This window comes from Pantoea sp. ICBG 985 (assembly GCF_002928365.1).
In the GTDB taxonomy this organism is placed as follows: Bacteria; Pseudomonadota; Gammaproteobacteria; order Enterobacterales; family Enterobacteriaceae; genus Pantoea; species Pantoea dispersa.
Genome location: NZ_POWM01000001.1, coordinates 1204358 through 1231295, shown reverse-complemented (window position 1 = coordinate 1231295; position 26938 = coordinate 1204358). Strand labels below are relative to the sequence as shown.

General features: G+C 56.4%; 26 protein-coding genes, 1 pseudogene and 1 other annotated feature. Of the genes and pseudogenes, 11 read left to right on the top strand and 16 right to left on the bottom strand.

Features of this window, described 5'->3' with window-relative positions; translation table 11 throughout:
• Positions 1 to 51: 51 nt before the first annotated feature.
• Complete coding sequence (locus C1Y42_RS23390; RefSeq protein ID WP_146068783.1) at positions 52 to 363, bottom strand: hypothetical protein; 312 nt, start codon at positions 361 to 363, stop codon at positions 52 to 54.
• A gap of 10 nt (positions 364 to 373) precedes the next feature.
• On the opposite strand from C1Y42_RS23390, the gene tdk reads away from it, so the two are divergent.
• Positions 374 to 994 carry a thymidine kinase gene (gene tdk, locus C1Y42_RS05940; protein ID WP_058774613.1) on the top strand — a complete coding sequence of 207 codons (621 nt, stop codon included), beginning with the start codon at positions 374 to 376 and terminating at the stop codon, positions 992 to 994.
• A 53-nt stretch (positions 995 to 1047) separates the two neighbouring features.
• Here the strand turns inward: tdk and adhE are convergent, their stop codons facing one another.
• Positions 1048 to 3726 carry a bifunctional acetaldehyde-CoA/alcohol dehydrogenase gene (adhE, locus tag C1Y42_RS05935; protein WP_104093000.1) on the bottom strand — a complete coding sequence of 893 codons (2679 nt, stop codon included), beginning with the start codon at positions 3724 to 3726 and terminating at the stop codon, positions 1048 to 1050.
• A gap of 444 nt (positions 3727 to 4170) precedes the next feature.
• On the opposite strand from adhE, the gene C1Y42_RS05930 reads away from it, so the two are divergent.
• The 7 genes from C1Y42_RS05930 to oppF all read left to right on the top strand — a co-directional run bounded on the left by C1Y42_RS05930 (position 4171) and on the right by oppF (position 12781).
• Positions 4171 to 4818: a YchE family NAAT transporter gene (locus tag C1Y42_RS05930; protein ID WP_031280216.1), complete on the top strand. Its 648-nt coding sequence runs from the start codon at positions 4171 to 4173 to the stop codon at positions 4816 to 4818.
• 571 nt (positions 4819 to 5389) lie between these two features.
• Complete coding sequence (locus C1Y42_RS05925) at positions 5390 to 7024, top strand: ABC transporter substrate-binding protein (protein WP_104092999.1); 1635 nt, start codon at positions 5390 to 5392, stop codon at positions 7022 to 7024.
• A gap of 158 nt (positions 7025 to 7182) precedes the next feature.
• Complete coding sequence (oppA, locus tag C1Y42_RS05920; protein WP_021510084.1) at positions 7183 to 8823, top strand: oligopeptide ABC transporter substrate-binding protein OppA; 1641 nt, start codon at positions 7183 to 7185, stop codon at positions 8821 to 8823.
• Positions 8824 to 8904: 81 nt separating this feature from the next.
• Positions 8905 to 9825 (top strand): oligopeptide ABC transporter permease OppB, encoded by a 921-nt coding sequence (gene oppB / locus C1Y42_RS05915; protein ID WP_021510085.1) that lies wholly within the window; start codon positions 8905 to 8907, stop codon positions 9823 to 9825.
• Positions 9826 to 9840: 15 nt separating this feature from the next.
• Positions 9841 to 10749 carry an oligopeptide ABC transporter permease OppC gene (gene oppC / locus C1Y42_RS05910; protein ID WP_021510086.1) on the top strand — a complete coding sequence of 303 codons (909 nt, stop codon included), beginning with the start codon at positions 9841 to 9843 and terminating at the stop codon, positions 10747 to 10749.
• A gap of 11 nt (positions 10750 to 10760) precedes the next feature.
• Entirely contained in the window at positions 10761 to 11780 is a 1020-nt protein-coding gene (locus C1Y42_RS05905; protein ID WP_021510087.1) for an ABC transporter ATP-binding protein, read from the top strand.
• Positions 11777 to 12781 (top strand): murein tripeptide/oligopeptide ABC transporter ATP binding protein OppF, encoded by a 1005-nt coding sequence (gene oppF / locus C1Y42_RS05900; protein ID WP_104092998.1) that lies wholly within the window; start codon positions 11777 to 11779, stop codon positions 12779 to 12781. The genes C1Y42_RS05905 and oppF overlap by 4 nt, the downstream gene beginning before the upstream one ends.
• A gap of 58 nt (positions 12782 to 12839) precedes the next feature.
• Here oppF and C1Y42_RS05895 read toward each other — a convergent pair whose 3' ends face one another.
• Both C1Y42_RS05895 and cls read right to left on the bottom strand, forming a co-directional pair.
• Positions 12840 to 13169 (bottom strand): HI1450 family dsDNA-mimic protein, encoded by a 330-nt coding sequence (locus C1Y42_RS05895; RefSeq protein WP_013509338.1) that lies wholly within the window; start codon positions 13167 to 13169, stop codon positions 12840 to 12842.
• A gap of 37 nt (positions 13170 to 13206) precedes the next feature.
• On the bottom strand, positions 13207 to 14667 hold the full coding sequence (cls, locus tag C1Y42_RS05890) for a cardiolipin synthase (protein WP_104092997.1): 1461 nt from the start codon (positions 14665 to 14667) through the stop codon (positions 13207 to 13209).
• A gap of 162 nt (positions 14668 to 14829) precedes the next feature.
• Here cls and C1Y42_RS23385 point away from each other — a divergent pair, with 162 nt between their 5' ends.
• A complete protein-coding gene (locus C1Y42_RS23385; RefSeq protein ID WP_146068782.1) occupies positions 14830 to 15003 on the top strand; it encodes a YciY family protein in 174 nt (57 codons plus the stop codon).
• A 16-nt stretch (positions 15004 to 15019) separates the two neighbouring features.
• On the opposite strand, the gene C1Y42_RS23660 is transcribed toward C1Y42_RS23385, so the two are convergent.
• Both C1Y42_RS23660 and C1Y42_RS05885 read right to left on the bottom strand, forming a co-directional pair.
• A complete protein-coding gene (locus tag C1Y42_RS23660) occupies positions 15020 to 15193 on the bottom strand; it encodes a hypothetical protein (RefSeq protein ID WP_021510092.1) in 174 nt (57 codons plus the stop codon).
• The gene (locus C1Y42_RS05885) at positions 15193 to 15489 is read right to left on the bottom strand and encodes a YciI family protein (protein ID WP_104092996.1); all 297 of its coding nucleotides are present in this window, start codon (positions 15487 to 15489) and stop codon (positions 15193 to 15195) included. The genes C1Y42_RS23660 and C1Y42_RS05885 overlap by 1 nt, the downstream gene beginning before the upstream one ends.
• Positions 15490 to 15694: 205 nt before the next feature.
• Here C1Y42_RS05885 and tonB point away from each other — a divergent pair, with 205 nt between their 5' ends.
• Entirely contained in the window at positions 15695 to 16426 is a 732-nt protein-coding gene (gene tonB / locus C1Y42_RS05880; protein WP_199188955.1) for a TonB system transport protein TonB, read from the top strand.
• A gap of 51 nt (positions 16427 to 16477) precedes the next feature.
• Here tonB and yciA read toward each other — a convergent pair whose 3' ends face one another.
• From yciA to C1Y42_RS05860, 4 genes are read right to left on the bottom strand one after another with little or no spacing between them, the layout of a single operon-like run.
• The gene (yciA, locus tag C1Y42_RS05875) at positions 16478 to 16894 is read right to left on the bottom strand and encodes an acyl-CoA thioester hydrolase YciA (RefSeq protein WP_104092994.1); all 417 of its coding nucleotides are present in this window, start codon (positions 16892 to 16894) and stop codon (positions 16478 to 16480) included.
• Positions 16895 to 16948: 54 nt separating this feature from the next.
• Positions 16949 to 17488, bottom strand: coding sequence for a septation protein A (locus tag C1Y42_RS05870; protein WP_058758637.1), 540 nt, complete (start codon positions 17486 to 17488; stop codon positions 16949 to 16951).
• 60 nt (positions 17489 to 17548) lie between these two features.
• Positions 17549 to 18283, bottom strand: a complete 735-nt coding sequence (locus tag C1Y42_RS05865; protein WP_104092993.1) for a YciC family protein — start codon at positions 18281 to 18283, stop codon at positions 17549 to 17551.
• A gap of 27 nt (positions 18284 to 18310) precedes the next feature.
• Positions 18311 to 18727, bottom strand: a complete 417-nt coding sequence (locus C1Y42_RS05860; protein WP_021510097.1) for a YkgJ family cysteine cluster protein — start codon at positions 18725 to 18727, stop codon at positions 18311 to 18313.
• Positions 18728 to 18972: 245 nt separating this feature from the next.
• Here C1Y42_RS05860 and ompW point away from each other — a divergent pair, with 245 nt between their 5' ends.
• Positions 18973 to 19605 (top strand): outer membrane protein OmpW, encoded by a 633-nt coding sequence (gene ompW, locus C1Y42_RS05855; RefSeq protein ID WP_058771265.1) that lies wholly within the window; start codon positions 18973 to 18975, stop codon positions 19603 to 19605.
• A gap of 47 nt (positions 19606 to 19652) precedes the next feature.
• On the opposite strand, the gene C1Y42_RS05850 is transcribed toward ompW, so the two are convergent.
• The 6 genes and pseudogenes from C1Y42_RS05850 to C1Y42_RS05820 all read right to left on the bottom strand — a co-directional run bounded on the left by C1Y42_RS05850 (position 19653) and on the right by C1Y42_RS05820 (position 26707).
• Positions 19653 to 19967 (bottom strand): BON domain-containing protein, encoded by a 315-nt coding sequence (locus C1Y42_RS05850; protein ID WP_021510099.1) that lies wholly within the window; start codon positions 19965 to 19967, stop codon positions 19653 to 19655.
• Positions 19968 to 20139: 172 nt separating this feature from the next.
• Complete coding sequence (trpA, locus tag C1Y42_RS05845) at positions 20140 to 20943, bottom strand: tryptophan synthase subunit alpha (RefSeq protein ID WP_058771266.1); 804 nt, start codon at positions 20941 to 20943, stop codon at positions 20140 to 20142.
• Entirely contained in the window at positions 20943 to 22136 is a 1194-nt protein-coding gene (trpB, locus tag C1Y42_RS05840) for a tryptophan synthase subunit beta (RefSeq protein ID WP_021510101.1), read from the bottom strand. Before trpB ends, trpA begins: the two co-directional genes overlap by 1 nt.
• A gap of 46 nt (positions 22137 to 22182) precedes the next feature.
• On the bottom strand, positions 22183 to 23550 hold the full coding sequence (gene trpCF, locus C1Y42_RS05835; protein ID WP_104092992.1) for a bifunctional indole-3-glycerol-phosphate synthase TrpC/phosphoribosylanthranilate isomerase TrpF: 1368 nt from the start codon (positions 23548 to 23550) through the stop codon (positions 22183 to 22185).
• A gap of 1 nt (position 23551) precedes the next feature.
• Positions 23552 to 25145: pseudogene (trpD, locus tag C1Y42_RS23815) on the bottom strand (bifunctional anthranilate synthase glutamate amidotransferase component TrpG/anthranilate phosphoribosyltransferase TrpD).
• Entirely contained in the window at positions 25145 to 26707 is a 1563-nt protein-coding gene (locus C1Y42_RS05820; protein WP_031280219.1) for an anthranilate synthase component 1, read from the bottom strand. Before C1Y42_RS05820 ends, trpD begins: the two are co-directional and overlap by 1 nt.
• Before the next feature lie 23 nt (positions 26708 to 26730).
• Positions 26731 to 26835: a sequence feature (Trp leader region), on the bottom strand.
• Positions 26836 to 26938 lie beyond the last annotated feature (103 nt).

Below are 26938 nucleotides of genomic sequence, written 5' to 3'. Positions count from 1 at the left end.
TGTTCTGCCGCCTCATAATAGTGGCGGCGAAAAATAACTGCAATAGCCAGATTAAAAAGCAAAACGTAAAGTTAATGTTGTTAAGCTTTTTAAGGCGCTATTTATTATTCTTTTTATAGATTTGATAGCACAGGTTTTGCAGGGATAAATACCGCTGTGCGCCTTTCGCCCGGGCATCAGCGCTATTAATGCTGAATAAAATTGCTGCATGATGACGGCTTTGACATAACGTGCGAAATGTTGATAACGATGCCGCTGATCTATGATCATGGCGTTAATTTGAGCAGTTGATAAAAATAATGCATCGCAACAGTGCAGCAGCTTTATGATAGACTCACGCGCAACAGTTTCGGGCAGTGACAAGAGACATTTTATGGCGCAACTCTATTTTTATTACTCAGCGATGAACGCGGGAAAATCCACCGCACTGCTGCAGTCTTCCTACAATTACCATGAGCGCGGCATGCGTACGCTGGTGTATACCGCGGAAATTGACGACCGCTTCGGCGCCGGAAAAGTCAGCTCGCGTATTGGTCTTTCGTCTCCGGCTTTTTTATATAACGCGCAGACCAACCTGGAAAGTGAAATAGCGGAACAGCACGCGAAGCAGACGGTTCACTGTGTACTGGTGGATGAGAGCCAGTTTCTGACGCGGGAGCAGGTGAAAGCCCTGTCGGACGTGGTAGATAATCTGGATATTCCGGTGCTGTGTTATGGTCTGCGTACCGACTTTCGCGGTGAGTTATTTACCGGCAGTCAGTATTTACTGGCCTGGGCCGATAAGCTGGTGGAATTGAAAACCGTGTGTCACTGTGGACGCAAAGCCAGCATGGTGTTACGACTGGATGCTAAGGGTAAACCGTTCAGCGAAGGGGAGCAGGTGGTGATCGGTGGTAATGAGCGTTATATCTCTGTGTGCCGCAAGCACTATAAACAGGCGATAAATGACGGCTCGCTAAACGCCATTTACGGTTCACAACTGCCTCACGCCTGAATAGCCGCAGCATAAAAAAACCCGCCGCAGCGGGTTTTTTTGTATCAGGCCAATCAGGACTTCTTGGTTTTCTTCTCACTCTTAACGGCTTTAGCTTCACCCTCAGCAGCAACACTGTTATCTGCTTCTGAGAACTCACGTCCATAGAAGGTATCCAGCATGATTTGTTTCAGTTCAGCAATCAGCGGATAGCGTGGGTTAGCACCGGTACACTGGTCATCGAACGCATCATCCGCCAGCTTGTCGACTTTCGCCAGGAAGTCAGCTTCCTGCACGCCCGCTTCGCGGATAGAGGTTGGGATACCCAGCTGAGTTTTCATCTCTTCCAGCCATGCCAGCAGTTTTTCAATTTTCTGCGCGGTACGGTCACCGGCAGCGCTCAGACCGAGATGGTCAGCAATCTCAGCATAGCGGCGGCGTGCCTGCGGACGGTCGTACTGGCTGAAGGCAGTCTGCTTGGTTGGATTATCATTCGCGTTGTAGCGAATCACGTTACAAATCAGCAGGGCGTTGGCCAGACCGTGTGGAATGTGGAACTCAGAGCCCAGTTTATGCGCCATGGAGTGACACACGCCGAGGAAGGCGTTGGCGAAAGCGATACCGGCAATGGTCGCCGCATTATGAACACGCTCACGCGCCACAGGATTTTTCGCGCCGTCGCGGTAGCTGGCAGGCAGATTCTCTTTCAGCAGCTTCAGTGCCTGCAGCGCCTGACCATCGGAGTATTCGTTAGCCAGTACCGATACGTAGGCTTCCAGCGCATGGGTGACGGCATCCAGACCACCAAAGGCGCACAGTGAACGCGGCATCTCCATCACCAGGTTGGCATCGACAATCGCCATATCCGGCGTCAGCGCATAGTCTGCCAGCGGATATTTCTGGCCGGTGGCATCGTCGGTGACTACCGCAAACGGGGTAACTTCTGAACCGGTACCGGAAGTGGTAGTGATGGCCACCATGCGCGCTTTGACACCCATTTTCGGGAACTTGTAGATACGTTTACGGATGTCCATAAAGCGCAGCGCCAGTTCTTCAAAATGGGTTTCCGGATGCTCGTACATCACCCACATAATCTTAGCCGCATCCATCGGTGAACCCCCGCCCAGGGCAATGATCACGTCAGGTTTGAAGCTGTTCATCTGCTCGGCACCTTTACGCACGATGCTCAGCGTTGGGTCTGCTTCTACTTCAAAGAACACTTCGGTTTCGATTCCGTGTGATTTCAGCACGCGGGTGACCTGGTCAGCATAACCGTTGTTGAACAGGAAGCGGTCGGTGACGATAAAGGCGCGTTTTGCACCGTCAGTCGCCACTTCTTCCAGCGCAATTGGCAGAGAACCGCGGCGGAAGTAGATAGACTTCGGAAGTTTATGCCACAACATATTTTCAGCTCGCTTGGCCACGGTTTTCTTGTTGATCAGGTGTTTTGGACCCACGTTTTCAGAGATAGAGTTACCACCCCATGAACCGCAGCCCAGCGTGAGTGAAGGGGCCAGCTTGAAGTTATACAGGTCACCGATCCCGCCCTGTGAAGCCGGGGTGTTGATCAGGATGCGCGCGGTTTTCATTTTGTCGCCGAAGAAGTTAACGCGCTCGCGCTGGTTATCCTGGTCGGTATAAAGACAGGAGGTGTGGCCGATACCGCCCATTGCCACCAGTTTTTCCGCTTTATCCACCGCATCGTAATAGTCTTTCGCGCGGTACATGGCCAGCGTAGGCGAGAGCTTCTCATGGGCGAACGGCTCAGACTCATCCACCAGTTTCACTTCACCAATCAGAATTTTGGTGCTCACCGGCACGCTAATCCCTGCCAGTTCAGCAATTTTGTAAGCCGGCTGACCGACAATCGCCGCGTTCAGCGCGCCATTTTTCAGGATGATATCCTGCACCGCTTTCAGCTCTTTGCCCTGGAGCAGGTAGCCACCGTGGCTGGCGAAGCGCTCACGCACGGCGTCATAGACAGAATCCACGACAATCACTGACTGTTCAGACGCGCAAATCACGCCGTTGTCGAAGGTTTTTGACATCAGGATCGAGGCAACCGCGCGTTTGATATCGGCCGTTTCGTCAATCACCACCGGAGTGTTACCCGCGCCCACACCAATCGCTGGTTTGCCGGAGCTGTAAGCCGCCTTCACCATGCCCGGACCACCGGTGGCGAGAATCAGGTTGATATCCGGGTGATGCATCAGCTGGTTAGAGAGCTCAACCGATGGTGCATCAATCCAGCCAATAATGTCTTTTGGCGCGCCGGCCGCGATAGCAGCCTGCAGTACGATATCTGCCGCTTTGTTGGTGGCATCTTTGGCACGTGGATGAGGAGAGAAGATGATACCGTTACGGGTTTTCAGGCTAATCAGGGCCTTGAAGATGGCGGTAGAGGTCGGGTTGGTGGTGGGCACGATGCCACAAATCAGGCCAATCGGCTCAGCGATGGTGATGGTGCCAAAGGTATCATCGGTGTCCAGCACGCCACAGGTTTTTTCGTCTTTGTAAGCGTTATAAATATATTCGGAAGCGAAGTGGTTTTTGATGACTTTATCTTCAACGATACCCATGCCGGATTCGGCAACGGCCATTTTGGCGAGAGGGATACGGGCATCGGCAGCGGCGAGGGCGGCTGCACGGAAAATGGTATCAACTTGTTCCTGACTAAAATTGGCGTATTCGCGCTGTGCCTTTTTAACACGTTCTACCAGTGCGTTAAGCTCGGCAACATTAGTAACGGCCATAATACTCTCCTAAGGAAGTTAAACTTTTTTAGTAAACAAGCCTGAATCCAGAAGTATAGTCTCGTTACGCTTATGGATGGGTTAGGATGGCGATGTCCGTGCCGTTGCTTACTAAAAAGGTTTTTCCGCCAGGATGACCTGTGTCACAGGGTTGAGTTCCGATGGGCTAAGATTACCCCTGATGGGGTAGGCGATTTATGATGCAGATCAATTTAACTATCAGCTGACACCTTTCAGCGCTCACTTTTGCAAGTAAAGTTAGCGTCGACGGCTACAGAAGCCGATCTGACCGGCTGCAGGCCGATAACATCGCGCTAACAGTAGCGGAATAAACTGGGATAGTGCTTTAAGTGCAGCATTTATTTCTGCGTTAGCCTCTGGTGTTTCGCCAGGCTTTTGCACTACATTAAGCGCGATTTTTTTCGCCATCACCTGGAGCCCACCGTGACCCCTGCGCTACTCGATCTTTCTGGCTACATTAAATTTTTTGTGGGTTTGTTCGCGCTGGTTAACCCGGTCGGCATTATTCCGGTATTTATCAGCATGACCAGCTACCAGGCGGTGGCGGAGCGCAATAAAACTAACCTGACCGCGAACCTGGCGGTGGCGATTATCCTCTGGACCTCGCTATTCCTTGGCGACGGTATCCTGCATCTGTTTGGTATCTCGATTGACTCTTTCCGCATCGCCGGTGGCATTCTGGTGGTCACCATCGCCATGTCGATGATCAGCGGCAAGCTGGGTGAAGACAAACAGAACAAGCAGGAGAAGTCAGAAACGGCGATTCGCGAAAGCATCGGCGTGGTGCCGCTGGCGCTGCCGCTGATGGCGGGGCCGGGCGCGATCAGCTCGACCATTGTCTGGAGCTCGCGTTATCACAGCTGGCCAAATCTGCTGGGCTTTACCCTGGCGATTGCGATATTTGCCTTCTGCTGCTGGTTATTATTCCGGGCCGCACCGCTGATGGTGCGCGTATTGGGACAAACCGGTATCAACGTCATTACGCGTATCATGGGGCTGCTGCTCATGGCGCTGGGCATTGAATTTGTCGTGACCGGAATGAAAGCCCTGTTTCCAGGATTACTGAATTAACGGCGGTTATTTTTTATCGCTAAGCGCTTTGTGAACCAGAATGGTGCAATTAAACGAAATATTGCACCATTATAGTGATTTTATTTGTCGCGCTTAATATTGGCTTAACCTCATCAGTTTTACTACTTATGCCATCCTGCACATAGCCTGACCCGCAAAATACTGTGATAATTGTCACAGTATATCCCTCTGCTCTGCAAATAATCCGCAGTATCATTCTATGGCTTGCGCTGTAAATCTGAATAAATATCCGGGCTTCAGCATTGAAAGCAGCAATATTCGTAAATATTATAAAGTTAGTTGATTAACGAATAATTAACGTGCAAATCAGGCTGAAATTCATTGTTTATCAGTGGATTAATCGATAATTTTGCTCAAGAATTAACACTTTTCCTGTGCGCGGCAACGTGATAAAAGAGAATCAGCTAACATTTTTGTGGTTTAGCTTTGGCGTGCGGGCAACGCTTCTGATAATTTTCGGCTCACCGCAAAATTTTTTATCTGCTAGCAACAAATGTGTACGCTTCTTGCTTACTGCTATCAGGTTTATGTTGAAGGTTGATATTGGTTGATGAAAAGCATGGTAGCGAAAACGGCAGCGCGCACGTTTCTGGCGCTTTGCCTCTCCAGTGCGCTGGCGCAAAGTCAGGCCGCTGAGATCCCAGCCGGGACGTCATTAGCGGATACGCAACGCATCGTTATTAACAATGGCAGCGAAGTGTCCTCGCTTGATCCACAAAAAGTCGAGGGCGTGCCGGAATCCAATGTGATTCGCAATCTGCTGGAAGGACTGGTTGAGACCGACAACAACGGTCAACTGGTGCCCGGCGTGGCGCAGCAGTGGCAAAATCAGCAGGGCCGCATCTGGACGTTCACGCTGCGTAAAGACGCCCGCTGGAGCAATGGTGAGCCGGTCACCGCGCAGGATTTTGTCTACAGCTGGCAGCGTCTGGCCGATCCGCGCACCGCCTCGCCGTACGCCAGCTATTTGCAGGCTGCGCACATCAGCAACATTGATGCCATCCTCGCCGGTAAAGCGGCGCCTTCCCAGCTGGGCGTGAAAGCGCTGGACGACCATCATTTGCAGGTTACGCTCTCTGAACCGGTCCCGTATTTTGTTGATATGCTGGCTCATACTTCGATGAAACCGGTGTATCGTCCGGCGGTAGAGCAGTGGGGCGATGCCTGGACACAGCCGCAGCACTACGTGGGGAATGGCGCTTACACGCTGGCGGACTGGGTGGTGAATGAGCAGATCGTGGTGAAGCGTAATCCGCACTACTGGGACAATGCCCATACCACGCTGGACGAAGGCGTGTTTCTGGCGCTCACCTCTGAGAATAGCGATATAAACCGCTATCGCAGTGGCGGCACCGACATGACCAACAGCGTGGTGCCGCCCGATATGTTCAAAAAACTGCAGCAGGCGCTGGGAGATGAAGTAAGAGTCAGCCCGCTACTGTGCACCTTCTATTACGAAATCAATAACAAGAAAGCGCCGTTTGACGACGTCCGCGTACGCAGCGCGCTGAAGTTAACGCTCGACCGCGACATCATCGCGCAGAAAATTATGGGGCAGGGACAGATCCCGGCCTACGGCCTGACGCCGCCCTTTATTCACGGTATTGCTCTCAATAAGCCAGCGTGGGCGCAGCAGACGCAGGCGCAACGTAACGCGGCAGCGAAGCAGCTGCTGGCGGAAGCTGGCTTCAATGCCCAGCATCCGCTGCGTTTTACTCTGCTGTATAACACCTCAGAACAGAACAAGCGTCAGGCGATTGCGGCTGCCTCGATGTGGCAAAAGAATCTCGGTGCGCAGGTCACGCTGCAAAATCAGGAGTGGAAAACGCTACTGGAGACCCGTCATCAGGCACAGTTTGATGTGGTGCGCGCCACCTGGTGTGCGGATTATAACGAGCCATCCAGCTTCCTCAATCTGCTGCTGAGTGGCTCCTCCATCAACACCGCGTTTTATCACAGCGCCGCATTTGATGCGCTGATGGCGCAAACGCTCAACACCGCAGATGACGCGCAGCGCGCGCAGCTCTATCAGCAGGCGGAACAACAGCTGGATCAGGATTCACCGATCATTCCGGTTTACTACCGCGTTAGCGTGCGGCTGGTGAAGCCGTGGGTGGGCGGTTTCAGCGGCAAAGATCCGCAGGATATGCTGGCGCTGAAATACTATTACATAAAGAAACATTGAGTAATGTGACGATCCGGCGCTACAGTCGGGCGTCACGTTGCCGTGGTAACCCTGCAGGGTGGTAGTGATCTTCGCGCAGACAGGCGGAGATCTCCCGGAAACGGGGTACGCCGGGCGGTCAGCCGACCCGGTGACGATAATAAAACTGGAGCGTAATAATGAACAACATCACGAAAAAAAGCCTGATCGCCGCAGGCGTACTGGCGGCCATCGGCGCGCTGGCAGGGAATGCTGCACTGGCGGCCAACGTACCGGCGGGTACCGAATTGGCAGCGAAACAGGAACTGGTGCGCGGCAATGGCGATGAAGTGCAGTCGCTGGATCCGCACAAAATTGAAGGCGTGCCGGAAGATAATATCGCCCGTGACCTGTATGAAGGTCTGATCGTGAGCGACAGCAACGGCAAGCCGGTGCCGGGCGTCGCGGAAAGCTGGGAAAACAAAGACTACAAAGTCTGGACCTTCCATCTGCGTAAAAATGCCAAATGGTCAAACGGCGAGCCGGTCACCGCGCAGGACTTCGTCTACAGCTGGCAGCGTCTGGTCGATCCGAAAACTGCATCGCCGTATGCCAGCTACCCGCAGTATGGCCACATCCTCAACGTGGATGACATCATCGCCGGCAAAAAACCGACCTCCGATCTTGGCGTGAAAGCACTGGATGACCACACGCTGGAAGTGACGCTGAGCGAGCCGGTACCGTACTTCGATAAGCTGCTGATCAACGCGGTGATGTCACCGGTGTATAAGCCCGCCATTGAGAAGTTTGGCGACCAGTGGACGCAGCCGCAGAACTGGGTCGGCAACGGTGCCTTTAAACTGGAATCTCACGTGATCAACGAACGCGTGACGCTGGTGCGTAACCCGGAATACTGGGACAACGAACATACCGTACTGAATAAAGTCACCTTCCTGCCAATCAATTCCGAAGTCAGCGATGTGAACCGTTATTTCTCTGAGAACGGCAGCGACATCACTTACAACAACATGCCGATCGAGCTGTTTAAAAAACTGCAGCGTGATAACGGTAAAGAGCTGATGGTGAAACCGTATCTGTGCACCTACTACTATGAAATCAACAACCAGAAAGCACCGTTTACCGATGTTCGCGTGCGTACCGCGCTGAAGCTGGGTCTGGATCGCGACATCATGGTGAACAAAGTGCTGGCGCAGGGTCAACAGCCAGCCTACAGCTTCACCCCGCCAGCCACTGACGGCATGGAACTGCTGCCGCCGGACTGGTACAAGTGGGATCAGAACAAGCGTAACGAAGAAGCGAAGAAACTGCTGGCGGAAGCCGGTTATACCGCTGACAAACCGCTGACCTTCAACCTGCTGTACAACACCTCCGATCTGCACAAAAAACTGGCGATTGCCGCCTCGTCCATCTGGAAAAAGAACATCGGCGTCAACATCAAGCTGGAAAACCAGGAGTGGAAAACCTTCCTGGATACCCGTCATCAGGGCAACTTCGATGTCTCCCGCGCGGCATGGTGTGCCGACTATAACGAACCGACCTCCTTCCTGAACATCATGCTGTCGGACAGCAGCAGTAACACCTCGCACTATAAGAGCGCGGACTTCGACAAAGTGATTCACGATGCGGTGAAAGCGGCGGATGACAAAGCGCGCGTGGCCGATTATCAGAAAGCAGAGCAGATCCTGGATAAAGACAGCACCATCGTGCCGGTTTACTACTACGTGAACGCGCGTCTGGTGAAACCGTACGTTGGCGGCTACACCGGCAACGATCCGCTGGATAAAACCCTGGATAAGAATCTGTACATCATTAAGCATTAATAGCACTCAGGCTATCGACAGTGGCGGTGCTGCGGTGCCGCCTTTTTGACTTTGTGAAGCAACAGCCTGGTAGGTACGGCAATGTTAAAATTCATCCTGCGTCGGCTCCTTGAAGCCATCCCGACGCTATTCATTCTGATCACCATCTCCTTCTTTATGATGCGACTGGCACCCGGCAGTCCGTTCACCGGCGAGCGTGCGCTGGCGCCGGAAGTCATGGCCAACATTGAGGCCAAATATCATCTCAACGACCCGATCGGCAAACAGTATCTCAGCTACCTGGTGCAGCTGGCACACGGCGATTTCGGGCCGTCGTTTAAATATAAAGACTACTCGGTTAACTACCTGGTTGGTCATGCGTTTCCGGTATCGGCCAAACTGGGGCTGGCAGCCTTCTTCCTTGCGGTGGTGCTGGGCGTCACGGCGGGGGTTATCGCCGCGCTGAAGCAAAACAGTTTGTGGGATTACGCGGTCATGGGGGTGGCGATGACCGGGGTGGTCATTCCCAGCTTCGTGGTGGCACCGCTGCTGGTACTGATCTTTGCCATCACCCTGCGCTGGCTGCCGGGCGGCGGCTGGAATGGCGGGCAGTGGAACTACATGCTGCTGCCGATGGTGGCGCTGTCACTGGCTTACATCGCCAGTATCGCCCGTATCACCCGCGGCTCGATGATTGAAGTCATGCACTCCAACTTCATCCGCACCGCGCGTGCGAAAGGTCTGCCGCTGCGCCGTATTGTGCTGCGCCACGCGCTGAAGCCGGCGCTGCTGCCGGTGCTCTCCTATATGGGGCCGGCGTTTGTTGGCATCATCACCGGTTCGATGGTAATCGAATCAATCTACGGTCTGCCGGGCATCGGTCAGCTGTTCGTCAACGGCGCACTAAACCGTGACTACTCACTGGTGATGAGCCTGACCATTCTGGTCGGCGTGCTGACCATCCTGTTCAACGCGATCGTTGACGTGCTGTACGCCGTTATCGATCCGAAAATTCGTTACTGATGGTGGAGCTCGCTCATGATGTTAAGTAAGAAAAATAGCGAAGCTCTGGACGCGTTCAGCGAAAAGCTGGAAGTGGAAGGGCGCAGCCTGTGGCAGGACGCACGTCGCCGCTTTATTCATAACCGTGCGGCCCTTATCAGCCTGCTGGTGCTGCTGGTAATTGCGCTGTTCGTGGTGTTCGCCCCGATGCTGGCGCAGTTCAAATATGATGATACCGACTGGGCGATGATGTCTGCACCGCCGGACACCACCTCAGGGCACTGGTTTGGCACCGACTCCTCGGGACGTGACCTGCTGGTGCGCGTGGCGATTGGCGGCCGTATCTCACTAATGGTTGGCATCGCTTCAGCGCTGATCGCGGTGCTGGTGGGCACGCTGTACGGTTCGCTGGCCGGCTACCTCGGCGGCAAGATTGACTCGGTGATGATGCGTATCCTGGAAATCCTCAACTCGTTCCCGTTTATGTTCTTCGTCATCCTGCTGGTGACCTTCTTTGGCCGTAATATCCTGCTGATCTTCGTTGCCATTGGCATGGTTTCATGGCTGGATATGGCGCGTATCGTGCGCGGCCAGACGCTGGGACTGAAGCGCAAAGAGTTCATCGAAGCGGCGCAGGTCGGCGGCGTTTCTACCGGCAATATCGTGCTGCGCCACATCGTGCCGAACGTGCTGGGTGTGGTGGTGGTGTATGCCTCGCTGCTGGTGCCAAGCATGATCCTGTTTGAATCCTTCCTGAGTTTCCTTGGCCTCGGCACCCAGGAGCCACTGAGCAGCTGGGGCGCGCTGTTGAGCGACGGCGCCAACTCAATGGAAGTATCACCGTGGCTGCTGATGTTCCCGGCGGGCTTCCTGGTGGTGACGTTGTTCTGTTTCAACTTTATCGGCGATGGCCTGCGTGACGCCCTCGACCCGAAAGATCGTTAAGGAGTTTCCCGATGACCCATCATGATACTCAGCAGCCGCTGGCGGCTGCACCTGCGGGAAACGCTAACCTGCTGCTGGACGTTAAAGATCTGCGCGTCACCTTCAGTACTCACGACGGCGACGTGACCGCTGTGAACGACCTCAACTTTTCCCTGCGTGCCGGTGAAACGCTGGGCATTGTCGGTGAATCCGGCTCCGGAAAATCGCAAACTGCGTTTGCGCTGATGGGGCTGCTGGCGAAAAATGGTCGCATTGGCGGCTCGGCACAGTTCAACGGCAGCGAAATTCTCAATCTGCCGGAAAGCAAGCTGAACAAGCTGCGCGCGGAGCAGATTGCGATGATTTTCCAGGACCCGATGACATCGCTCAATCCGTACATGCGCGTCGGCGAACAGCTGATGGAGGTGCTGAAACTGCACAAAGGCATGAGCAGCGCCCAGGCGTTTGAAGAGTCGGTGCGCATGCTGGATGCGGTGAAAATGCCGGAAGCGCGCAAGCGCATGAAGATGTTCCCGCACGAGTTTTCCGGTGGCATGCGTCAGCGCGTAATGATCGCCATGGCGCTGCTGTGCCGACCAAAGCTGCTGATCGCCGACGAGCCAACCACCGCGCTGGATGTCACCGTGCAGGCGCAAATCATGACGCTGCTGAATGAGCTGAAGCGTGAATTTAACACCGCCATCATCATGATCACTCACGATCTCGGCGTTGTTGCCGGGATCTGTGACAAGGTACTGGTGATGTATGCCGGGCGCACCATGGAATATGGCCGTGCGCGCGATGTGTTCTACCAGCCGGCGCATCCGTACTCGATCGGTTTGCTGAGCGCGGTGCCGCGTCTTGACGCGGAGGGAGAGTCGCTGACCACCATTCCCGGCAACCCGCCCAACCTGTTGCGTCTGCCGCAGGGCTGTCCGTTCCAGCCGCGCTGCGCATATGCCATGGATATTTGTGCCAAATCACCGCCGCTTGAACCGTTTGCCGAAGGGCGCCTGCGCGCCTGCTTCAAACCGGTGGAGGAGTTAGTATGAGCACCGTAATCGAAGAAAAAAAAGTGTTGCTGGAAATCGCCGATCTCAGGGTGCATTTCGATATCAAAGACGGCAAGCAGTGGTTCTGGCAGCCGCCGAAAACCCTGAAAGCGGTGGATGGTGTCAGTCTGCGTTTGTATGAAGGTGAAACCCTCGGCGTGGTGGGTGAATCCGGCTGCGGCAAATCCACGCTGGCGCGCGCCATTATCGGTCTGGTGAAAGCTACCGACGGGCGCGTGGCGTGGCTGGGGCGCGATCTGCTGGGCCAGAGCCAGGAAGAGTGGCGTCAGGCGCGCAGTGACATTCAGATGATCTTCCAGGACCCGCTGGCCTCGCTCAACCCGCGTATGACCATTGGTGACATCATCGCCGAACCGCTGCGCACCTACTATCCAAAGATGCCGCGTCAGGAAGTGAAGGATAAGGTTAAAACCATGATGATGAAGGTCGGTCTGCTGCCGAACCTCATCAACCGCTATCCGCACGAGTTCTCCGGTGGCCAGTGCCAGCGTATCGGTATCGCCCGTGCACTGATTCTTGAGCCGAAGCTGATTATCTGTGATGAGCCGGTGTCGGCGCTCGACGTGTCGATTCAGGCGCAGGTGGTCAACCTGCTGCAGAAACTGCAGCGTGAAATGGGCCTGTCGCTGATCTTCATCGCGCATGACCTGGCGGTGGTGAAGCACATCTCTGATCGCGTACTGGTGATGTATCTCGGCCACGCGGTTGAGCTGGGTACCTATGATGCGGTGTATAACGATCCACAGCATCCGTACACCAAAGCGCTGATGTCGGCGGTGCCGATTCCTGATCCGGACCTGGAGAAGAATAAGCAGATTCAGCTGCTGGAAGGGGAACTGCCGTCGCCAATCAATCCGCCATCAGGCTGCGTGTTCCGCACCCGCTGCCCGATTGCCGGCCCGGAGTGCGCCAAAACCCGACCGTTACTCGAAGGCAGTTTCCGCCATGCGGTGTCCTGTCTGAAGGTTGATCCGCTTTAATAGCGGTGCCATAAACAACAACGCCGGGCAGTGCCCGGCGTTTTTTATGCGCTGCGGCTTATTCACGCCACAGAATATGACACAGCTTATGATCTTTCTCGCGGCACAGCAGGATGCGCGCGAACACATCGGTAATCGGTTCGCCGTCCGCTTCACCGAGGCCGATCACCACTTCTGAGAAGAAGTCAGGGTTGAGATCGAAATCCACATGTTCCTGCCAGTCTTCTGATGGATCAAACAGCTCGGCGCCGCCGCGCTCTTCAAATTGCAGATTGAACAGAATGATGTCTGCCGGATCGAGGTTATCGCCTGCCAGCTCAAGAAAAATATCGTAAGCCTGTTCCAGCGTTTCATCTTCGGTAAGGCGATTATTTAAATCCATGGTCATTCCTGCTTGCCCTGAGGCGGTAATATTTTCGCTCGTTTTACAGTAAAGGGCTAAAGAAGTAAAACAGTCGTTCGACGATGCGCTGCCACCAGGCACGTTTTGCCCAGCGCGCGCCGTCCAGCAGACGCGAACGGGCGATATAATCATCCTGGACCGTGGCGAGATCGCTACCAAAGCCATCATCATCCACCACCAGCGTGATCTCGAAGTTAAGCCACAGGCTGCGCATATCCAGGTTCACCGTGCCCACCAGGCTGAGCTGACCGTCCACCAGCACACTCTTGGTGTGCAACAGGCCATCTTCAAACTGATAGATTTTCACCCCGGCTTCCAGCAGTTCAGTGAAGAAGGCGCGGCTGGCCCAGCCGACCAGCAGCGAGTCATTATTGCGCGGTACAACAATGCTCACCTCAACGCCACGCAGCGCGGCGGTACAGATGGCGTGCAGTAAGTCGTCGCTCGGCACGAAGTAGGGCGTGGTCATGATCAGCTGCTCGCGCGCCGAATACACCGCTGTCAGCAGCGCCTGATGAATCATGTCCTCCGGGAAGCCCGGACCTGAGGCGATCACCTGAATGGTGTGACCGCTCTCCTGCTCAAACGGCATCACATTGCCGTCCGGCGCTGGCGGCAGAATGCGTTTGCCGGTTTCGATTTCCCAGTCGCAGGCGTAGACGATGCCCATGGTAGTGGCCACCGGGCCCTCCATGCGCGCCATCAGATCAATCCATTGACCCACGCCAGCATCCTGTTTAAAGAAGCGCGGATCCACCAGATTCATGCTGCCGGTATAGGCAATGTAGTTATCGATCAGCACCACTTTGCGGTGCTGACGCAAATCCATGCGGCGCAGGAACACACGCCACAGGCTGACCTGCAATGCCTCGACCACATCAATACCGGCGTTGCGCATCATGCCTACCCACGGACTGCGGAAGAACGCCACGCTGCCGGCGGAGTCCAGCATCAGGCGGCAGTGCACGCCGCGCCGTGAGGCAGCCATCAGCGATTCCGCCACATCATCAGCCAGACCACCCGGCTGCCAGATGTAGAACACCATCTCAATATTATGGCGCGCCAGCTGAATATCGCGGATCAGCGCCTGCATCACGTCATCGGCGCTGGTCAGCAGCTGCAGCTGATTGCCTTTAACGCCGGCAATACCCTGACGATGACGGCACAGCTCGAACAGGGAACGCGCCACGTCGCTGTGTTCAGTCGCGAAAATGTGACGACACTGTTTCAGGTCGTTGAGCCATTTGGCGGTCGAGGGCCACATGGTGCGGGCGCGTTCTGCGCGACGTTTACCTAAATGCAGTTCGCCAAACGACAGATAGGCAATAATACCCACCAGCGGCAGAATGTAGATGATCAGCAGCCAGGCCATCGCTGAGGTCACCGCACGCCGCTTCATCAGGATGCGCAGCGTAACCCCGGCAATCAGCAGCCAGTAGCCAAACAGCAGCAACCAGCTGATAAGGGTATAAAATGTGGTCATAAAGTGGACGTCCCGTTCGCGCTTTGATGGGCAAAGTTTACGTGTTGATCTGCGCCAGCGAAACCTTTAATCGTTGATGACGTTTCGATGAAGGTTTCGATTTGGCATTTTTAGCCAGATCACTATAATGCGTCGCGGGTTTAGCCAGTCAGAGAGGATGTGATGAGACACAGCAGAAATGAAGTGGCCCGCTGGAGAATGTTACGCCAGGCGCATCGCCGTCGTGCCCGCTGGCTGGAAGGGCAGTCACGTCGTTATAAGCGCATCCATGCGATTCGTCATCAGGTAGCGCAGCAGCAGCGCCGCTCCATCCTGTTTATCACGCAGAATACCTGAGCAATGAACGCGGTCGTCAGTGGCCGCGTAATACCAGTGAAACATTCACTATCTGCAGGGCCGCCGCCAGTACCACCAGCATGACGATGTGCTGGCGCGCCTGACGCCAGCCCTGACGGCGCCACAGCCACAGCGCACGACCAATCAGCAGCAGCACCAGCACTAACAGCAGAAGGGGCTGCCACTGCATCAGAACACCCGTTTAAACGATTTAACCGTGACTTTGTCGTACACGCCAGCGGCGATATACGGATCGTCATTGGCCCACGACTGGGCCGTTTCCAGCGATGAGAACTCGGCAACAATCACAGAACCGGTGAAACCAGCCGGGCCCGGCTCATTACTGTCGACGGCAGGCAGAGGACCGGCGACAATCAGACGCCCCTCATCCTGCAGCAGCTGCAGACGCGCCAGGTGTGCCGGGCGCACAGAGTTACGTTTTTCCAGTGAATCTGCGGTATCTTCCGCATAAATGACGTAAAGCACGATGGGATACTCCCGTTAGACTTGCCGAATTTGCGAGACACGTTAAGTGATCGCTAAACAGAGTGCAAACGAAAGATAATGGGCGCGCGCTGCAACGCAGGCAGGGTTAAAAAGCGCCTTTCTTTTGGCCTTCAGTAGCGTGCTTATTGAAACTGATTGCTATTTGCATTTAAAATCAGCGCTTCACTCAATGAACATGACTGATATGACGACGTTGACTACGCCTTTTCCAACCCGAACGCCTGTGTCCGTGATTTTGTCCGTGCTCCTTCACGGTTCGGTAATCGCCGGCATTCTTTATGCTTCATTTCATCAGACCATTGAGGTACCTAAAGCGTCTCAGCCTATCAGCATTAGCATGGTGGCACCGGAAGTGCAGCCTGAACCGGCGCCGGCAGCCGTAACCCCGCCGCCGCCGCCCAAGCCGGAACCCGAGCCGGAGGTCGCACCAGAGCCACCAAAAGCCGAGCCGGTGCCGATCCCTAAGCCGGAACCTAAACCGAAGCCAAAACCGAAACCGAAGCCAAAGGTGGAGAAAAAGGCAGAGCCGAAGCCGCGCCAGCAGGTGAAGCCGCAGGAGAATCCGTTTAAACCGGACGCGCCAGCCGCGCAAACGCGCCCCTCGACGGCACCGAAGAGTAACCCGTCCCCAACGCAGACGGTGTCGGATGGACCGAAAGCGATGAGCGTCAGCAAGCCGGCGTATCCGGCGCGTGCGTTCGCGCTGCGCGTTGAAGGGCGGGTGCGGGTGAAGTTTGACGTGGACAGCGATGGGCGCGTCGATAACGTCGAGATTTTGTCCGCCGAGCCGCGCAACATGTTTGAGCGCGAAGTGAAGCAGGCGATGAAGAAGTGGCGCTATCAGCCAGGGCGGCCGGGCAAGGGGCTGACGATGAACATCGTGTTCCGCATTAACGGCGGCGCGAACATCGAGTAAAGCCAGACAGGCAAAGAAAAAGCGGCCATTCCGGGCCGCTTTTTTATACGCTTAATCGCTCAGATTGGACTGGCCTTCCGGCAGTGGACGGGATTTCCCGCTGTTATCGACCGCCACATAAACAAACACCGCTTCGGTGGCGCAGTAAGTCTGGCCGATCGGTTCGGACGACACTTTTTTAATCCACACTTCCACGTTAATGGTCATCGAGCTATTGCCGGTGCGGATGCAGCGCGCGTAGCAGCTCACCACATCGCCGACGGCGACGGGCTTGAGGAAGGTCATACCGTCCACGCGCACCGTTACCACGCGACCTTTGGCAATCTCTTTAGCCAGTATCGCGCCGCCCATATCCATCTGCGACATCAGCCAGCCGCCGAAGATATCACCGTTGGCATTGGTATCTGCCGGCATCGCCAGGGTACGCGAGACCATCTCGCCTTGCGGCAACTTATGTTTTTCGTCCATTGCTCAGTTCTTCTGCAGGTGAAGACAAGCCCGGCGGAGACCGGGCTGCATCGATTATTTTTGTTCTTGTTGCGGCATCTGTCGCCAGATGTACAGGCCGCTTAATAGCGTAAACAGCAGGGTCAGGCCGGTAAGACCGAACACTTTAAAGTTAACCCAAAACGCCTGGGATAACCAAAACGCGACATAAATATTCGCCAGGCCGCAGGCCAGGAAGAACAGGGCCCAGGCGATATTCAGCCGACGCCATACCGCACCCGGCAGCTGCAGCTCTTTGCCAAGCATGGTCTGGATCAGCGGTTGCTGCATAAACCACTGGCTGTACAGCAGCGCCAGCGCGAACAGCGAGTAAATCACCGTGACTTTCCATTTGATGAATTCATCGTTGTGGAACACATAGGTCAGGGTGCCGAACACCGCAACCAGCACAAAGGTGAAAATGGTCATCTTTTCCAGCTTGCGGTACAGCACCCAGCTGACCACCAGCGCAATACCGGTCGCCACCACCAGCGCGCCGGAGGCGACGAAAATGTCGTACAGCTTGTAGAAAATAAAGAAAACTACCAGGGGAAGAAAATCGAGTAACTGCTTCATAGCGTTTCCAGTCAGGGGCAGGAGCGTTGAGTTACGGCGCCGCAGCGGGCGCCGTAACGCTTAACGTAACAGCATATACAGCCGGTACAAATAGATAATCAGAATGGCTGATACCAGGTTGCCCAGCGCGTTGAGCACCACCGAAGCGATATTGGCAGGCAGCACGGTCAGCGAGGAGAAGAAGAACATCAGCGCAATTTTCGCCAGCAGCCACAAAATAATCGCCGGGGCGATCACCTTAATGTTCTTCCAGGCCAGACGCATACTGGCGCGCATCGCACTGAAAATGCCCATTTTTTCACTTGCCAGCATCACCGGCGCCAGCGACAGCAGAATCGCCAGAATCACACCCGGCACCATCAGTACCATAAAGCCCAGCTGAACCAGCAGGGTGATCAGGAAGGTCTGCACCAGCAGTTTCGGCAGCAGCGGCGCAGAGGCGCCAATCGCGCGCAGCGCGCTGACGCGCTGTCCACTGGATACCATCGGCAGCAGGCACAGCATGCCGCCCAGCAGCAGCGTGTTGCCAATCAGGGCAGCGAAAGTGCCGGCGGCAGAGGCGCGCAGCAGAATGCGTTGCTGATCCGGTGACATGTTCTGGACGATTTCAAACAGCGAAGAGGCGCTGCTGTCGGTCTGGCTGAGCAGGGATAACTGATCCTCGCCCGGCGTCAGGGCGTGGCCAACAATCACGGTAATAAACGAGGTCAGCAACGCCATCAGCACGATGGTGACCAGCTGATGGCGCAGAAAATTTCCTGTGTCACGGTATAACGAGCTTGCCGTGATAGACATGTACACTCCTTGAAGGAACCGGGTTAATTAACCCGGCGATTGTACATGTTCTGCAGGCAGGCTGGCACCCGGAATCCCATAACTTTCTGTCATCTCAGGTAAAGAAGGGTGAAAAAGCGCGGGTAAACCATAGCGCGCCCGGGCGCGATCGCAGGCGTCATTCGGCACGCCATTTTCGCCGGACATGGCGAACTCCCGGCACGGTGACGGCCGCTGCGCATAAATCCCACAGGAAACACAGCCGCCAATTTCACCCTGCAGCGCCACGCAGCGCGGAGCACGATCGTTGGTGCCGCGCATGTTGCGCATCATCAGGCTCAGGGGTTCTGTCAGTTCAACCGGCACCGCGCCACCGCCGTCGTCGGCTTCGGCCCAGTAAAAAGAAACGCGAAAATGGGCGCAGCAGGCGCCACAGGTCATACAGGGGTTAAGTAAATCGCTCATCTGATCGCCCGCCACTCCTGAGGCTTCGAACCAAAATCACAAAAGGGGAATAGCAACATAATCACGCCGTGTCATGGCGGCAACAGGATTTTTATGTCCGCTTGTAAAGGCAAAATTGATCTGAATCAATTCATTGTTTTATAAGTGATTAATTTGAATTGATGCTGATGATCTTTTCGCAAAAAAGGGGTAAATCTTGTGCCGCGATTAACCTCAATACCCTGTTTTCCGGCAAAGGAGTGATTATGAAACTGGCTAAATGCGCGCTGCTGCTGGCGCTGGCGATCCCGCAACTGGCACTGGCTCACCAGGCCGGTGATTTTTTTGTGCGCGCCGGTAGCGCGACCGTTCGTCCGACCGAAGGCTCTGATAATGTGCTGGGTATGGGCGGCTTCAGCGTCAGTAATGATACCCAGCTGGGTCTGACGTTTACCTGGATGGCGACCGACAATATCGGCGTTGAGCTGCTGGCGGCCACGCCGTTCCGCCACAAAGTGGGACTTGGCCCGACCGGCAACCTCGCTACCGTGCGTCAGCTGCCGCCCACCCTGATGGCGCAGTACTACTTTTTCGACAGCCAAAGCGCGCTGCGCCCTTACGTTGGCGTCGGGATCAACTACACCACCTTCTACGATGCGAAGTTCAACCAGACCGGGCAGGATGCGCAGCTGAGCGATTTGAGCGTGAAAGATTCATGGGGCGTGGCGGGTCAGGTCGGGCTGGATTATCAGATCAACCGCGACTGGATGCTCAACGCGTCATTGTGGTACATGGACATCGATACCGAGGTGAAATTCAAAGCGGCGGGCGAACAGCAGAATATCAATACCCGCATCGATCCGTGGGTGTTCTTCTTTGGCGCGGGCTACCGTTTCTGATTTTTACACCAGAAAGAAAAAGGGCGACCCGCAGGTCGCCCGTTTAGTTACTTAATCTGCATATTGTTGACGACGGATTTTACCCCCGCCACGTTACGCGTTACCGCAACCGCACGGTTGGCCATCTGCGGCGAGCTGACAAAGCCGCTCAGCTGTACTTTCCCTTTGAAGGTCTCAACGTTAATTTCTGTCGATTTCAGCGCCTCGTCATTCAGCAGCTGTGCCTTCACTTTGGTGGTAATGACCGTGTCATCGATGTAACCGCCGGTCCCTTCCTTTGTTGCTGTTGGTGCACAGGCACTTAAGGTGAGCGCCATCACTGCAGCCACTAAAAAACCCGCAACGACTTTGAACAATTTCATTGGTTATCTCCCTGTCATAGATGGTGGTGCACCGTAACGTGACGGCACGCTTAAGTGTGGGCCGTGCCTCGCATTTCGGCAACTCAGGCGCGATGAAAAAGTTTGTCGCAGGGGAGAAAAAAGGGGGCAGGAAGTAAGAAGGGCCCTGCAGCTTGTGCAGGGCCGTGCCAACTCAGCGGGTAGCCGCTTTGAGATCGCTGACGAACGTTTGCAGTTCGCTAAGCAGCGCCGTTGGGTCGTTCTGATTACGCTCGATGATTTTTACGATGGCCGAGCCGGAGATGGCTCCGGCGGCTCCGGCGGCAACGGCCTCTTTCACCTGACCCGGCTCAGAGATGCCGAAGCCCTGCAGCGGCGGCGCAGCATGATATTCGCGCAGCTTCTCGATCAGATGGTGCAGCGGCAGGCTGGCGCGATTTTCCGCACCGGTAACGCCAGCGCGTGACAGCAGATAGGTGTAGCCCCGGCCGTGCGAGGCGATTTCGCGCAGCAGATCGTCATCCGCGTTGGGCGGACAGATAAAGATCGGCGCAATGTTGTGACGCATCGCCGCCTGGCGGAATGGGGCCGACTCTTCCACCGGCACGTCAGCCACCAGCACCGAGTCAACGCCCACCGCAGCGCACTGCGCGTAGAAGTTGTCGATACCTCTGCTGAACACCAGGTTGGCGTACATCAGCAGCCCAATCGGCAGATCGGGGTATTTCTGGCGCACGGTGGCCAGCATTTCAAAACACTGCGCCACGGTGGTGCCGGCGGCAAAGGCGCGCAGCGTAGCGCCCTGAATGGTCGGTCCATCGGCCAGCGGATCGGAGAACGGAATGCCCAGCTCCAGCGCATCCGCACCGCCCGCGACCAGCGCATCAATAATTTTCAGCGACAGCGCCGGCGACGGATCGCCAAGGGTGACGAAGGGCACAAACGCGCCTTCCTGTTTCGCGGACAGACGTTGAAACAGCTGATTATAACGCTCCATCAGATCTCTCCCTTAGCTTTCAGAATATCGTGAACGGTAAAGATGTCTTTGTCACCGCGGCCGGAAAGGTTCACCACCAGCAGCTGTTCTTTGTCCGGATTTTCGCGGATCATCTTCAGCGCATACGCCAGCGCGTGTGATGACTCCAGTGCCGGAATGATGCCTTCGGCACGACACAGCGTCTTAAAGGCATCCAGCGCTTCATCATCCGTGATTGACACGTAGTCAGCGCGGCCGGTGCTGTTCAGGTGCGCATGCTGCGGACCGACCGACGGGAAATCGAGACCGGCAGAGATGGAGTAGGACTCTTCGATCTGTCCCTCTTCGGTCTGCATCATCGGCGCCTTCATGCCGAAATAGATGCCGACGCGACCGTGCTTGAGCGGCGCACCGTGCTCACCGGTGTCAATACCGTGACCCGCAGGCTCCACGCCGATCAGGCGCACGCTGCTCTCTTCGATGAAGTCCGCAAACATGCCGATGGCGTTAGAACCGCCGCCGACGCACGCCAGTACTGCATCCGGCAGGCGACCCTCTTTTTCCAGAATCTGCGCTTTGGTCTCTTCGCCAATCATGCGCTGGAATTCACGCACAATGGTCGGGAACGGGTGCGGACCTGCGGCAGTGCCGAGCATGTAGTGCGCGGTTTCGTAGCTGCCGGACCAGTCGCGCAGCGCCTCGTTACAGGCATCTTTCAGCGTGGCCGAGCCGCTGTGTACCGGAATCACCTCTGCGCCCATCAGCCGCATACGGAACACGTTGGGTGACTGACGCTCAACGTCTTTCGCGCCCATGTAAATACGGCATTTCATGCCGAGCAGGGCACACGCCAGTGCCGATGCCACGCCGTGCTGACCGGCGCCGGTTTCCGCGATGATCTCGTTTTTGCCCATGCGTTTTGCCAGCAGCGCCTGGCCCAGCACCTGGTTAGTTTTGTGAGCGCCGCCGTGCAGCAGATCTTCGCGCTTCAGGTACAGGCGGGTTTTGCTGCCTTTGGTCAGGTTGCTGCACAGCGTCAGGGCCGTCGGGCGACCGGCGTAGTTTTTCAGCAGGTCAGTAAATTCTGCCTGAAACGCCGGATCGCGCTGTGCTTCAACAAAGGCCGTTTCCAGCTGACGCAGTGCTGGCATCAAAATCTGCGGCACATACTGGCCGCCGAACTCGCCAAAGTAGGGATTGAGTAATGTCGTCATCGTGTCCTCTTCCTTATCCGGCCCGCCCGCAGGCGGGCAGACGCAATTAATAGGCGCGCAGCGTGCGGAATACCGCCGCGACTTTGCTGGCATCTTTGATGCCCGGCGCGGACTCCACGCCGGAGTTGAAGTCGAGGCCGGCACAGCCGAGCTGAGCGGCTTCGACGCAGTTATCGGCGCTCAGGCCACCGGCCAGCAGCACATCAGCCAGGTCTTCACCCTGCAGCAGCGACCAGTCAAAGCGCTGACCGCTGCCACCCTGGCCATTATCCAGCACGTAGCGATCAACGTGCGGCCAGTCGCGTGGCGGCAACCGATCTTTAATGCTCAGTGCCTTCCAGATGCGCACGCTGGCTGGCAGCGCCTGGCGCAGTTCCGCGACGTAGGCTTTGTCTTCGTCGCCGTGCAGCTGAACGGCCGCAAGCGATAAACGCGAGGCTGACGTGACAACGTCACTGGTAGTCTGATTGCGGAACACGCCGACATACTTCAGTGGCGCAGCGGCGATCACCGCCTGCGCCTGCGCCTCGTTAACCTGGCGCGGCGAACCGGCGGCAAAGATCACGCCGCCATACAGCGCGCCAGCCTGATGCGCGGCCTGCGCATCTTCCGGGCGGGTCAGGCCGCACACCTTGTTATCGCCCAGTAGCACGCGGCGCACACCGGCGTCGAGGTCGTGCTCTTCCATCAGCGCCGAGCCAATTAAAAAGCCGTTGGCAAAATGGCTCAGCTCGCGCACCTGGGCGTAATTATGGATGCCGGACTCGCTGATTACGGTGACGCCATGGCTGAGACGCGGGGCTAGCTGACGCGTGCGATTCAGGTCAATCGACAAATCACGCAGATCGCGGTTGTTGATGCCAACCACTTTAGCTTCCAGCGCGATAGCGCGCTCCAGCTCTTCTTCATTACTGACTTCGGTCAGCACGCCCATTTTCAGGCTATGCGCCACCGCAGCAAGCTGACGGTACTGCTCATCATCCAGTACGGACAGCATCAGCAGAATGGCATCGGCCTGATAATGGCGCGCCAGGTAAATCTGGTAGGGATCAATAATAAAGTCTTTGCACAGCACCGGCTGCGTGATGGCGGCGCTGACCACCGGCAGGAAATCAAAGCTGCCCTGGAAATATTTCTCATCGGTCAGCACTGACACCGCAGAGGCGTAATGGCGGTAGATCCCGGCGATAGTCGCGGGATCAAAATCGGCGCGAATCAGCCCTTTCGACGGGGAGGCTTTTTTACACTCCAGAATGAAGACGGTGCGCGTGCCACGCAGCGCCTCGTAAAAATGACGCTCCGCCGGCTGCAGATCGTTCTGGAAGGAGGCCAGCGGCTGCTGCGATTTACGTGCTTCAACCCACAGGGCTTTATCCTGCACAATTTTCTCTAATACGGTGCCCTTGATACTCATTTCATCCTCTCGCTGCCAGTGCCACAACGCGCTCGTACGCCTGACCGCTGCGAATGGCAGCCATGGCGCGCTCAGCGTTATCGCGCAAATCTTCATTTCCGAATACTTTCAGCAACATTGCGACATTTACCGCAACGGCCTGCTCGTGGGCGGGCTGGCCTTTACCCTGGAGCAAACGCGTCAGAATGTCACGGTTTTCTTCCGGTGTGCCGCCGGCCAGTGCCTCTTTCGGCTGGAAGCTGAAGCCAAAGTCTTCCGGCGTCAGCTGATAGCTGGTGATCTCGCCGTCACGCAGCTCAGCGACCTGGGTCGCACTGTGCAGCGCCACTTCATCCATGCCGCCACCGTGCACCACGGCAGCACGCTGGTAGCCCAGCACTTTCAGCGTCTGGGCGATGGGCAGCACCAGTTCCGGACTATAAACGCCAATCACCGCCAGCGGTGGGCGCGCCGGGTTGATCAGCGGACCCAGCACGTTAAACAGCGTGCGGGTTTTCAGCTGCTGGCGCACCGGCATCGCGTGGCGGAAACCGCTGTGATACTGCGGCGCAAACAGGAAGCAGACGTTGAGATCGTCCAGCGCCTGCCGTGCCTGCTGCGCCGGCATGTCGAGATTGATACCGAAAGCGGCCAGCAGATCGGAAGATCCGGATTTGCTGGAGACGCTGCGGTTACCGTGCTTAGCGACTTTCAGCCCGCAGGTGGCGGCGACAAAGGCGCTGGCCGTTGAAATATTAATGCTGTTGCTGCCATCACCGCCGGTGCCAACGATGTCGGCAAAGGTATAGTCCGGACGCGGGAACGGTCTGGCATCGGCCAGCAGCGCGGAGGCGGCACCGGCGATCTCTTCCGGGCGCTCGCCACGCACTTTCATGGCGATCAGCGCCGCTGCCAGCTGCGTCGGCTCCAGCTGTCCGGTAATAATCGCGCTGAACAGCTGGTGGCTCTCGGCCTGGCTCAGCGTTTGCGCCTGATACAGTTTTTCCAGAATAGTTTGCATCATCATCTCCCTGTTATTTCGCCAGCGCCCAGGCCAGTGTTTGCTCCAGCAGACGTGCGCCCTGCGTGGTGAGAATCGACTCGGGATGGAACTGGAAGCCGCACACGCGGTCCGTTTCGTGACGCACCGCCATCACCATGCCGTTGTAGCTGGCGTTAACCGTCAGTTCCGCCGGCGTATTGCTGCCCACCAGCGAGTGGTAACGCGCCACCGGCAGCGGGTTGCTGAGGCCGGTAAACATCGCCTCGCCATCATGGGTAATGGCGGAAGCTTTGCCGTGCAGAATTTCGCCCGCCTGGCCGACGTGCCCGCCGTAAGCTTCGACAATGGCCTGATGGCCGAGACAGATACCAATGATCGGCAGCTGACCGCGCAGCGCCTGTAACAGCTGCGGCATGCAGCCCGCATCTTTCGGTGCGCCAGGGCCGGGTGAGAGCATCAGCACCGGGTTTTCCATCTGCTGCAGGCGGTCGATCAGCACTTCTGCCGGGACGTTGTTGCGGTAGATCACCACGTTGTGGCCAAAGGTACGCAGCTGATCAACGAGGTTGTAGGTAAAGGAGTCGATATTATCGAGCAGCAGGATATCGGCCATCAGAAAATCTCCTTGCAGTGATGGGCAGTAGCGATGGCGCGCAATACCGCGCGGGCTTTGTTGCGGCTCTCATCCGCTTCAGCCTGAGGCTGAGAATCCAGCACAACGCCGGCACCGGCCTGCACGGTGGCGACGCCACCTTCCACCCAGGCGGAGCGGATGACGATGCAGGTATCAAGGTCGCCGCTGGCGGTGAAGTAGCCGACCGCGCCGCCGTAGCTGCCGCGCCGCGTGCCTTCTTTTTCCGCAATCAGCTGCATCGCACGCACTTTCGGTGCGCCACTCAGCGTGCCCATGTTCATGCAGGCGCGATAGGCGTGCAGCACATCAAGATCATTACGCAACGTGCCTACCACGCGGGACACCAGATGCATCACAAACGAGTAGCGGTCCACTTTGGTTAAATCCGCCACGTAACGGCTGCCGGGCACACAGATACGCGCCAGGTCGTTGCGCGCCAGATCCACCAGCATCAGGTGCTCAGCCAGCTCTTTATGATCGGTGCGCATTTCCAGTTCAATACGGCTGTCCAGGTCGCGATCTAGCGAGCCATCCGCATGGCGACCGCGCGGACGCGTACCGGCAATCGGGTAGATTTCGATCTGGCGTGAGCTGGCGTCATACTTCAGCGAGCTCTCCGGCGAAGCGCCGAACAGCGCAAAATCCTGATCCTGCATAAAGAACATGTACGGGCTGGGGTTGCTGTTTTTCAGCGTATCGTAAGCCGCCAGCGGTGACGGGCACGGCAGCGAGAAGCGGCGCGATGGTACCACCTGGAAGATTTCGCCGATGCGAATGGCCTGCTGCAGTTCGCTTACCACGTTGCAGTAAGCTTCATCGCTCTGGCTGGTGCTCAGCGTCATCTGCTCGACGCGCTGCACCGGCAGCGCAGGCGCTGGCTGCGTCATCTGACCGTGCAGCTGTTCAATACGGCTCTGCAGACGCTGAAACTCGCTGGTGGACGGTGCAAACAGGCTGGCCTGCAGACGGGCGCTGCGCTGCTGGTGATCGATCACCAGTAACGTTTCGGCGAGGTAGAAGCAGTAGTCCGGGCAGCTTTGGTCATTGCGCAGCGGCGGCAGATCTTCAAATCCCGCCACCAGATCGTAGGCAAACAGGCCGCCCAGCAGCATGGCTTCACGTTCTTCGGCCGGGCTGTTTACCAGATGCGGAATCAGACGCAGCGCATCAAACACCGACAGCGCCTTCAGGCGGGAGTCTTCATCGTGCAGACCCTCAACCGGCGTGAAATGCAGCTCTCGTCCGTCCGGGCGCACGGCGATGCGCACCTCGGGCGGCAGCGCTTCGTCCAGCAGCGGCAGCAGCGCGCGGCCGTTTTCCGACAGCGCCTGCAGGGTAACAACATTGCCCAGGGCGCTGATGCGCAGCGCGCTGTCGACAATCAGCAGGCTTTTCAGGTTCTGCTTGCTGTCGATATCGGCAGATTCAAGCAGCAGAGTTGCCGGTCGTGCGCCGCATAATTGATGAAACACTGCGGCCGGATCTTCGCGGTAGGGCGCGGTACCGGTAATCAACTTCAATGTAGGTTTCGCATTAGCCATAATGGATTCTCTGAATTTCGCTCAAAAAAAAGCCCGCTCGGTGGCGGGCTCAGGTATCTGCACTGCGGTTACGCAAAATGTGCATGACGACGTCGCCCGTGAAAGGGATCATCGCGCCACCAACCATTAACATGCGTACCGATAAGAGCCATGATTAAATACCCGTTACGTGTGAACTTGTGTACTAGTTAACTGGTTCGGGTGAAAAAAGTCAATACCCTTTTTCAGTTA

Coding starts and splice junctions, on each gene's coding strand:
- C1Y42_RS05850 (WP_021510099.1), bottom strand. CDS start 19,967: ATGAAATTGTTCAAAGTCGTTGCGGGTTTTTTAGTGGCTGCAGTGATG.
- yciA (WP_104092994.1), bottom strand. CDS start 16,894: ATGGACGAAAAACATAAGTTGCCGCAAGGCGAGATGGTCTCGCGTACC.
- adhE (WP_104093000.1), bottom strand. CDS start 3,726: ATGGCCGTTACTAATGTTGCCGAGCTTAACGCACTGGTAGAACGTGTT.
- oppA (WP_021510084.1), top strand. CDS start 7,183: ATGAACAACATCACGAAAAAAAGCCTGATCGCCGCAGGCGTACTGGCG.
- C1Y42_RS05865 (WP_104092993.1), bottom strand. CDS start 18,283: ATGTCTATCACGGCAAGCTCGTTATACCGTGACACAGGAAATTTTCTG.
- trpB (WP_021510101.1), bottom strand. CDS start 22,136: ATGACGACATTACTCAATCCCTACTTTGGCGAGTTCGGCGGCCAGTAT.
- C1Y42_RS05925 (WP_104092999.1), top strand. CDS start 5,390: ATGAAAAGCATGGTAGCGAAAACGGCAGCGCGCACGTTTCTGGCGCTT.
- C1Y42_RS05905 (WP_021510087.1), top strand. CDS start 10,761: ATGACCCATCATGATACTCAGCAGCCGCTGGCGGCTGCACCTGCGGGA.
- trpA (WP_058771266.1), bottom strand. CDS start 20,943: ATGGAGCGTTATAATCAGCTGTTTCAACGTCTGTCCGCGAAACAGGAA.
- C1Y42_RS05860 (WP_021510097.1), bottom strand. CDS start 18,727: ATGAGCGATTTACTTAACCCCTGTATGACCTGTGGCGCCTGCTGCGCC.
- C1Y42_RS23660 (WP_021510092.1), bottom strand. CDS start 15,193: ATGCAGTGGCAGCCCCTTCTGCTGTTAGTGCTGGTGCTGCTGCTGATT.
- ompW (WP_058771265.1), top strand. CDS start 18,973: ATGAAACTGGCTAAATGCGCGCTGCTGCTGGCGCTGGCGATCCCGCAA.
- trpCF (WP_104092992.1), bottom strand. CDS start 23,550: ATGAGTATCAAGGGCACCGTATTAGAGAAAATTGTGCAGGATAAAGCC.
- C1Y42_RS05895 (WP_013509338.1), bottom strand. CDS start 13,169: ATGACCATGGATTTAAATAATCGCCTTACCGAAGATGAAACGCTGGAA.
- oppF (WP_104092998.1), top strand. CDS start 11,777: ATGAGCACCGTAATCGAAGAAAAAAAAGTGTTGCTGGAAATCGCCGAT.
- tdk (WP_058774613.1), top strand. CDS start 374: ATGGCGCAACTCTATTTTTATTACTCAGCGATGAACGCGGGAAAATCC.
- C1Y42_RS23385 (WP_146068782.1), top strand. CDS start 14,830: ATGAGACACAGCAGAAATGAAGTGGCCCGCTGGAGAATGTTACGCCAG.
- tonB (WP_199188955.1), top strand. CDS start 15,695: ATGACGACGTTGACTACGCCTTTTCCAACCCGAACGCCTGTGTCCGTG.
- C1Y42_RS05820 (WP_031280219.1), bottom strand. CDS start 26,707: ATGGCTAATGCGAAACCTACATTGAAGTTGATTACCGGTACCGCGCCC.
- oppC (WP_021510086.1), top strand. CDS start 9,841: ATGATGTTAAGTAAGAAAAATAGCGAAGCTCTGGACGCGTTCAGCGAA.
- cls (WP_104092997.1), bottom strand. CDS start 14,667: ATGACCACATTTTATACCCTTATCAGCTGGTTGCTGCTGTTTGGCTAC.
- oppB (WP_021510085.1), top strand. CDS start 8,905: ATGTTAAAATTCATCCTGCGTCGGCTCCTTGAAGCCATCCCGACGCTA.
- C1Y42_RS05870 (WP_058758637.1), bottom strand. CDS start 17,488: ATGAAGCAGTTACTCGATTTTCTTCCCCTGGTAGTTTTCTTTATTTTC.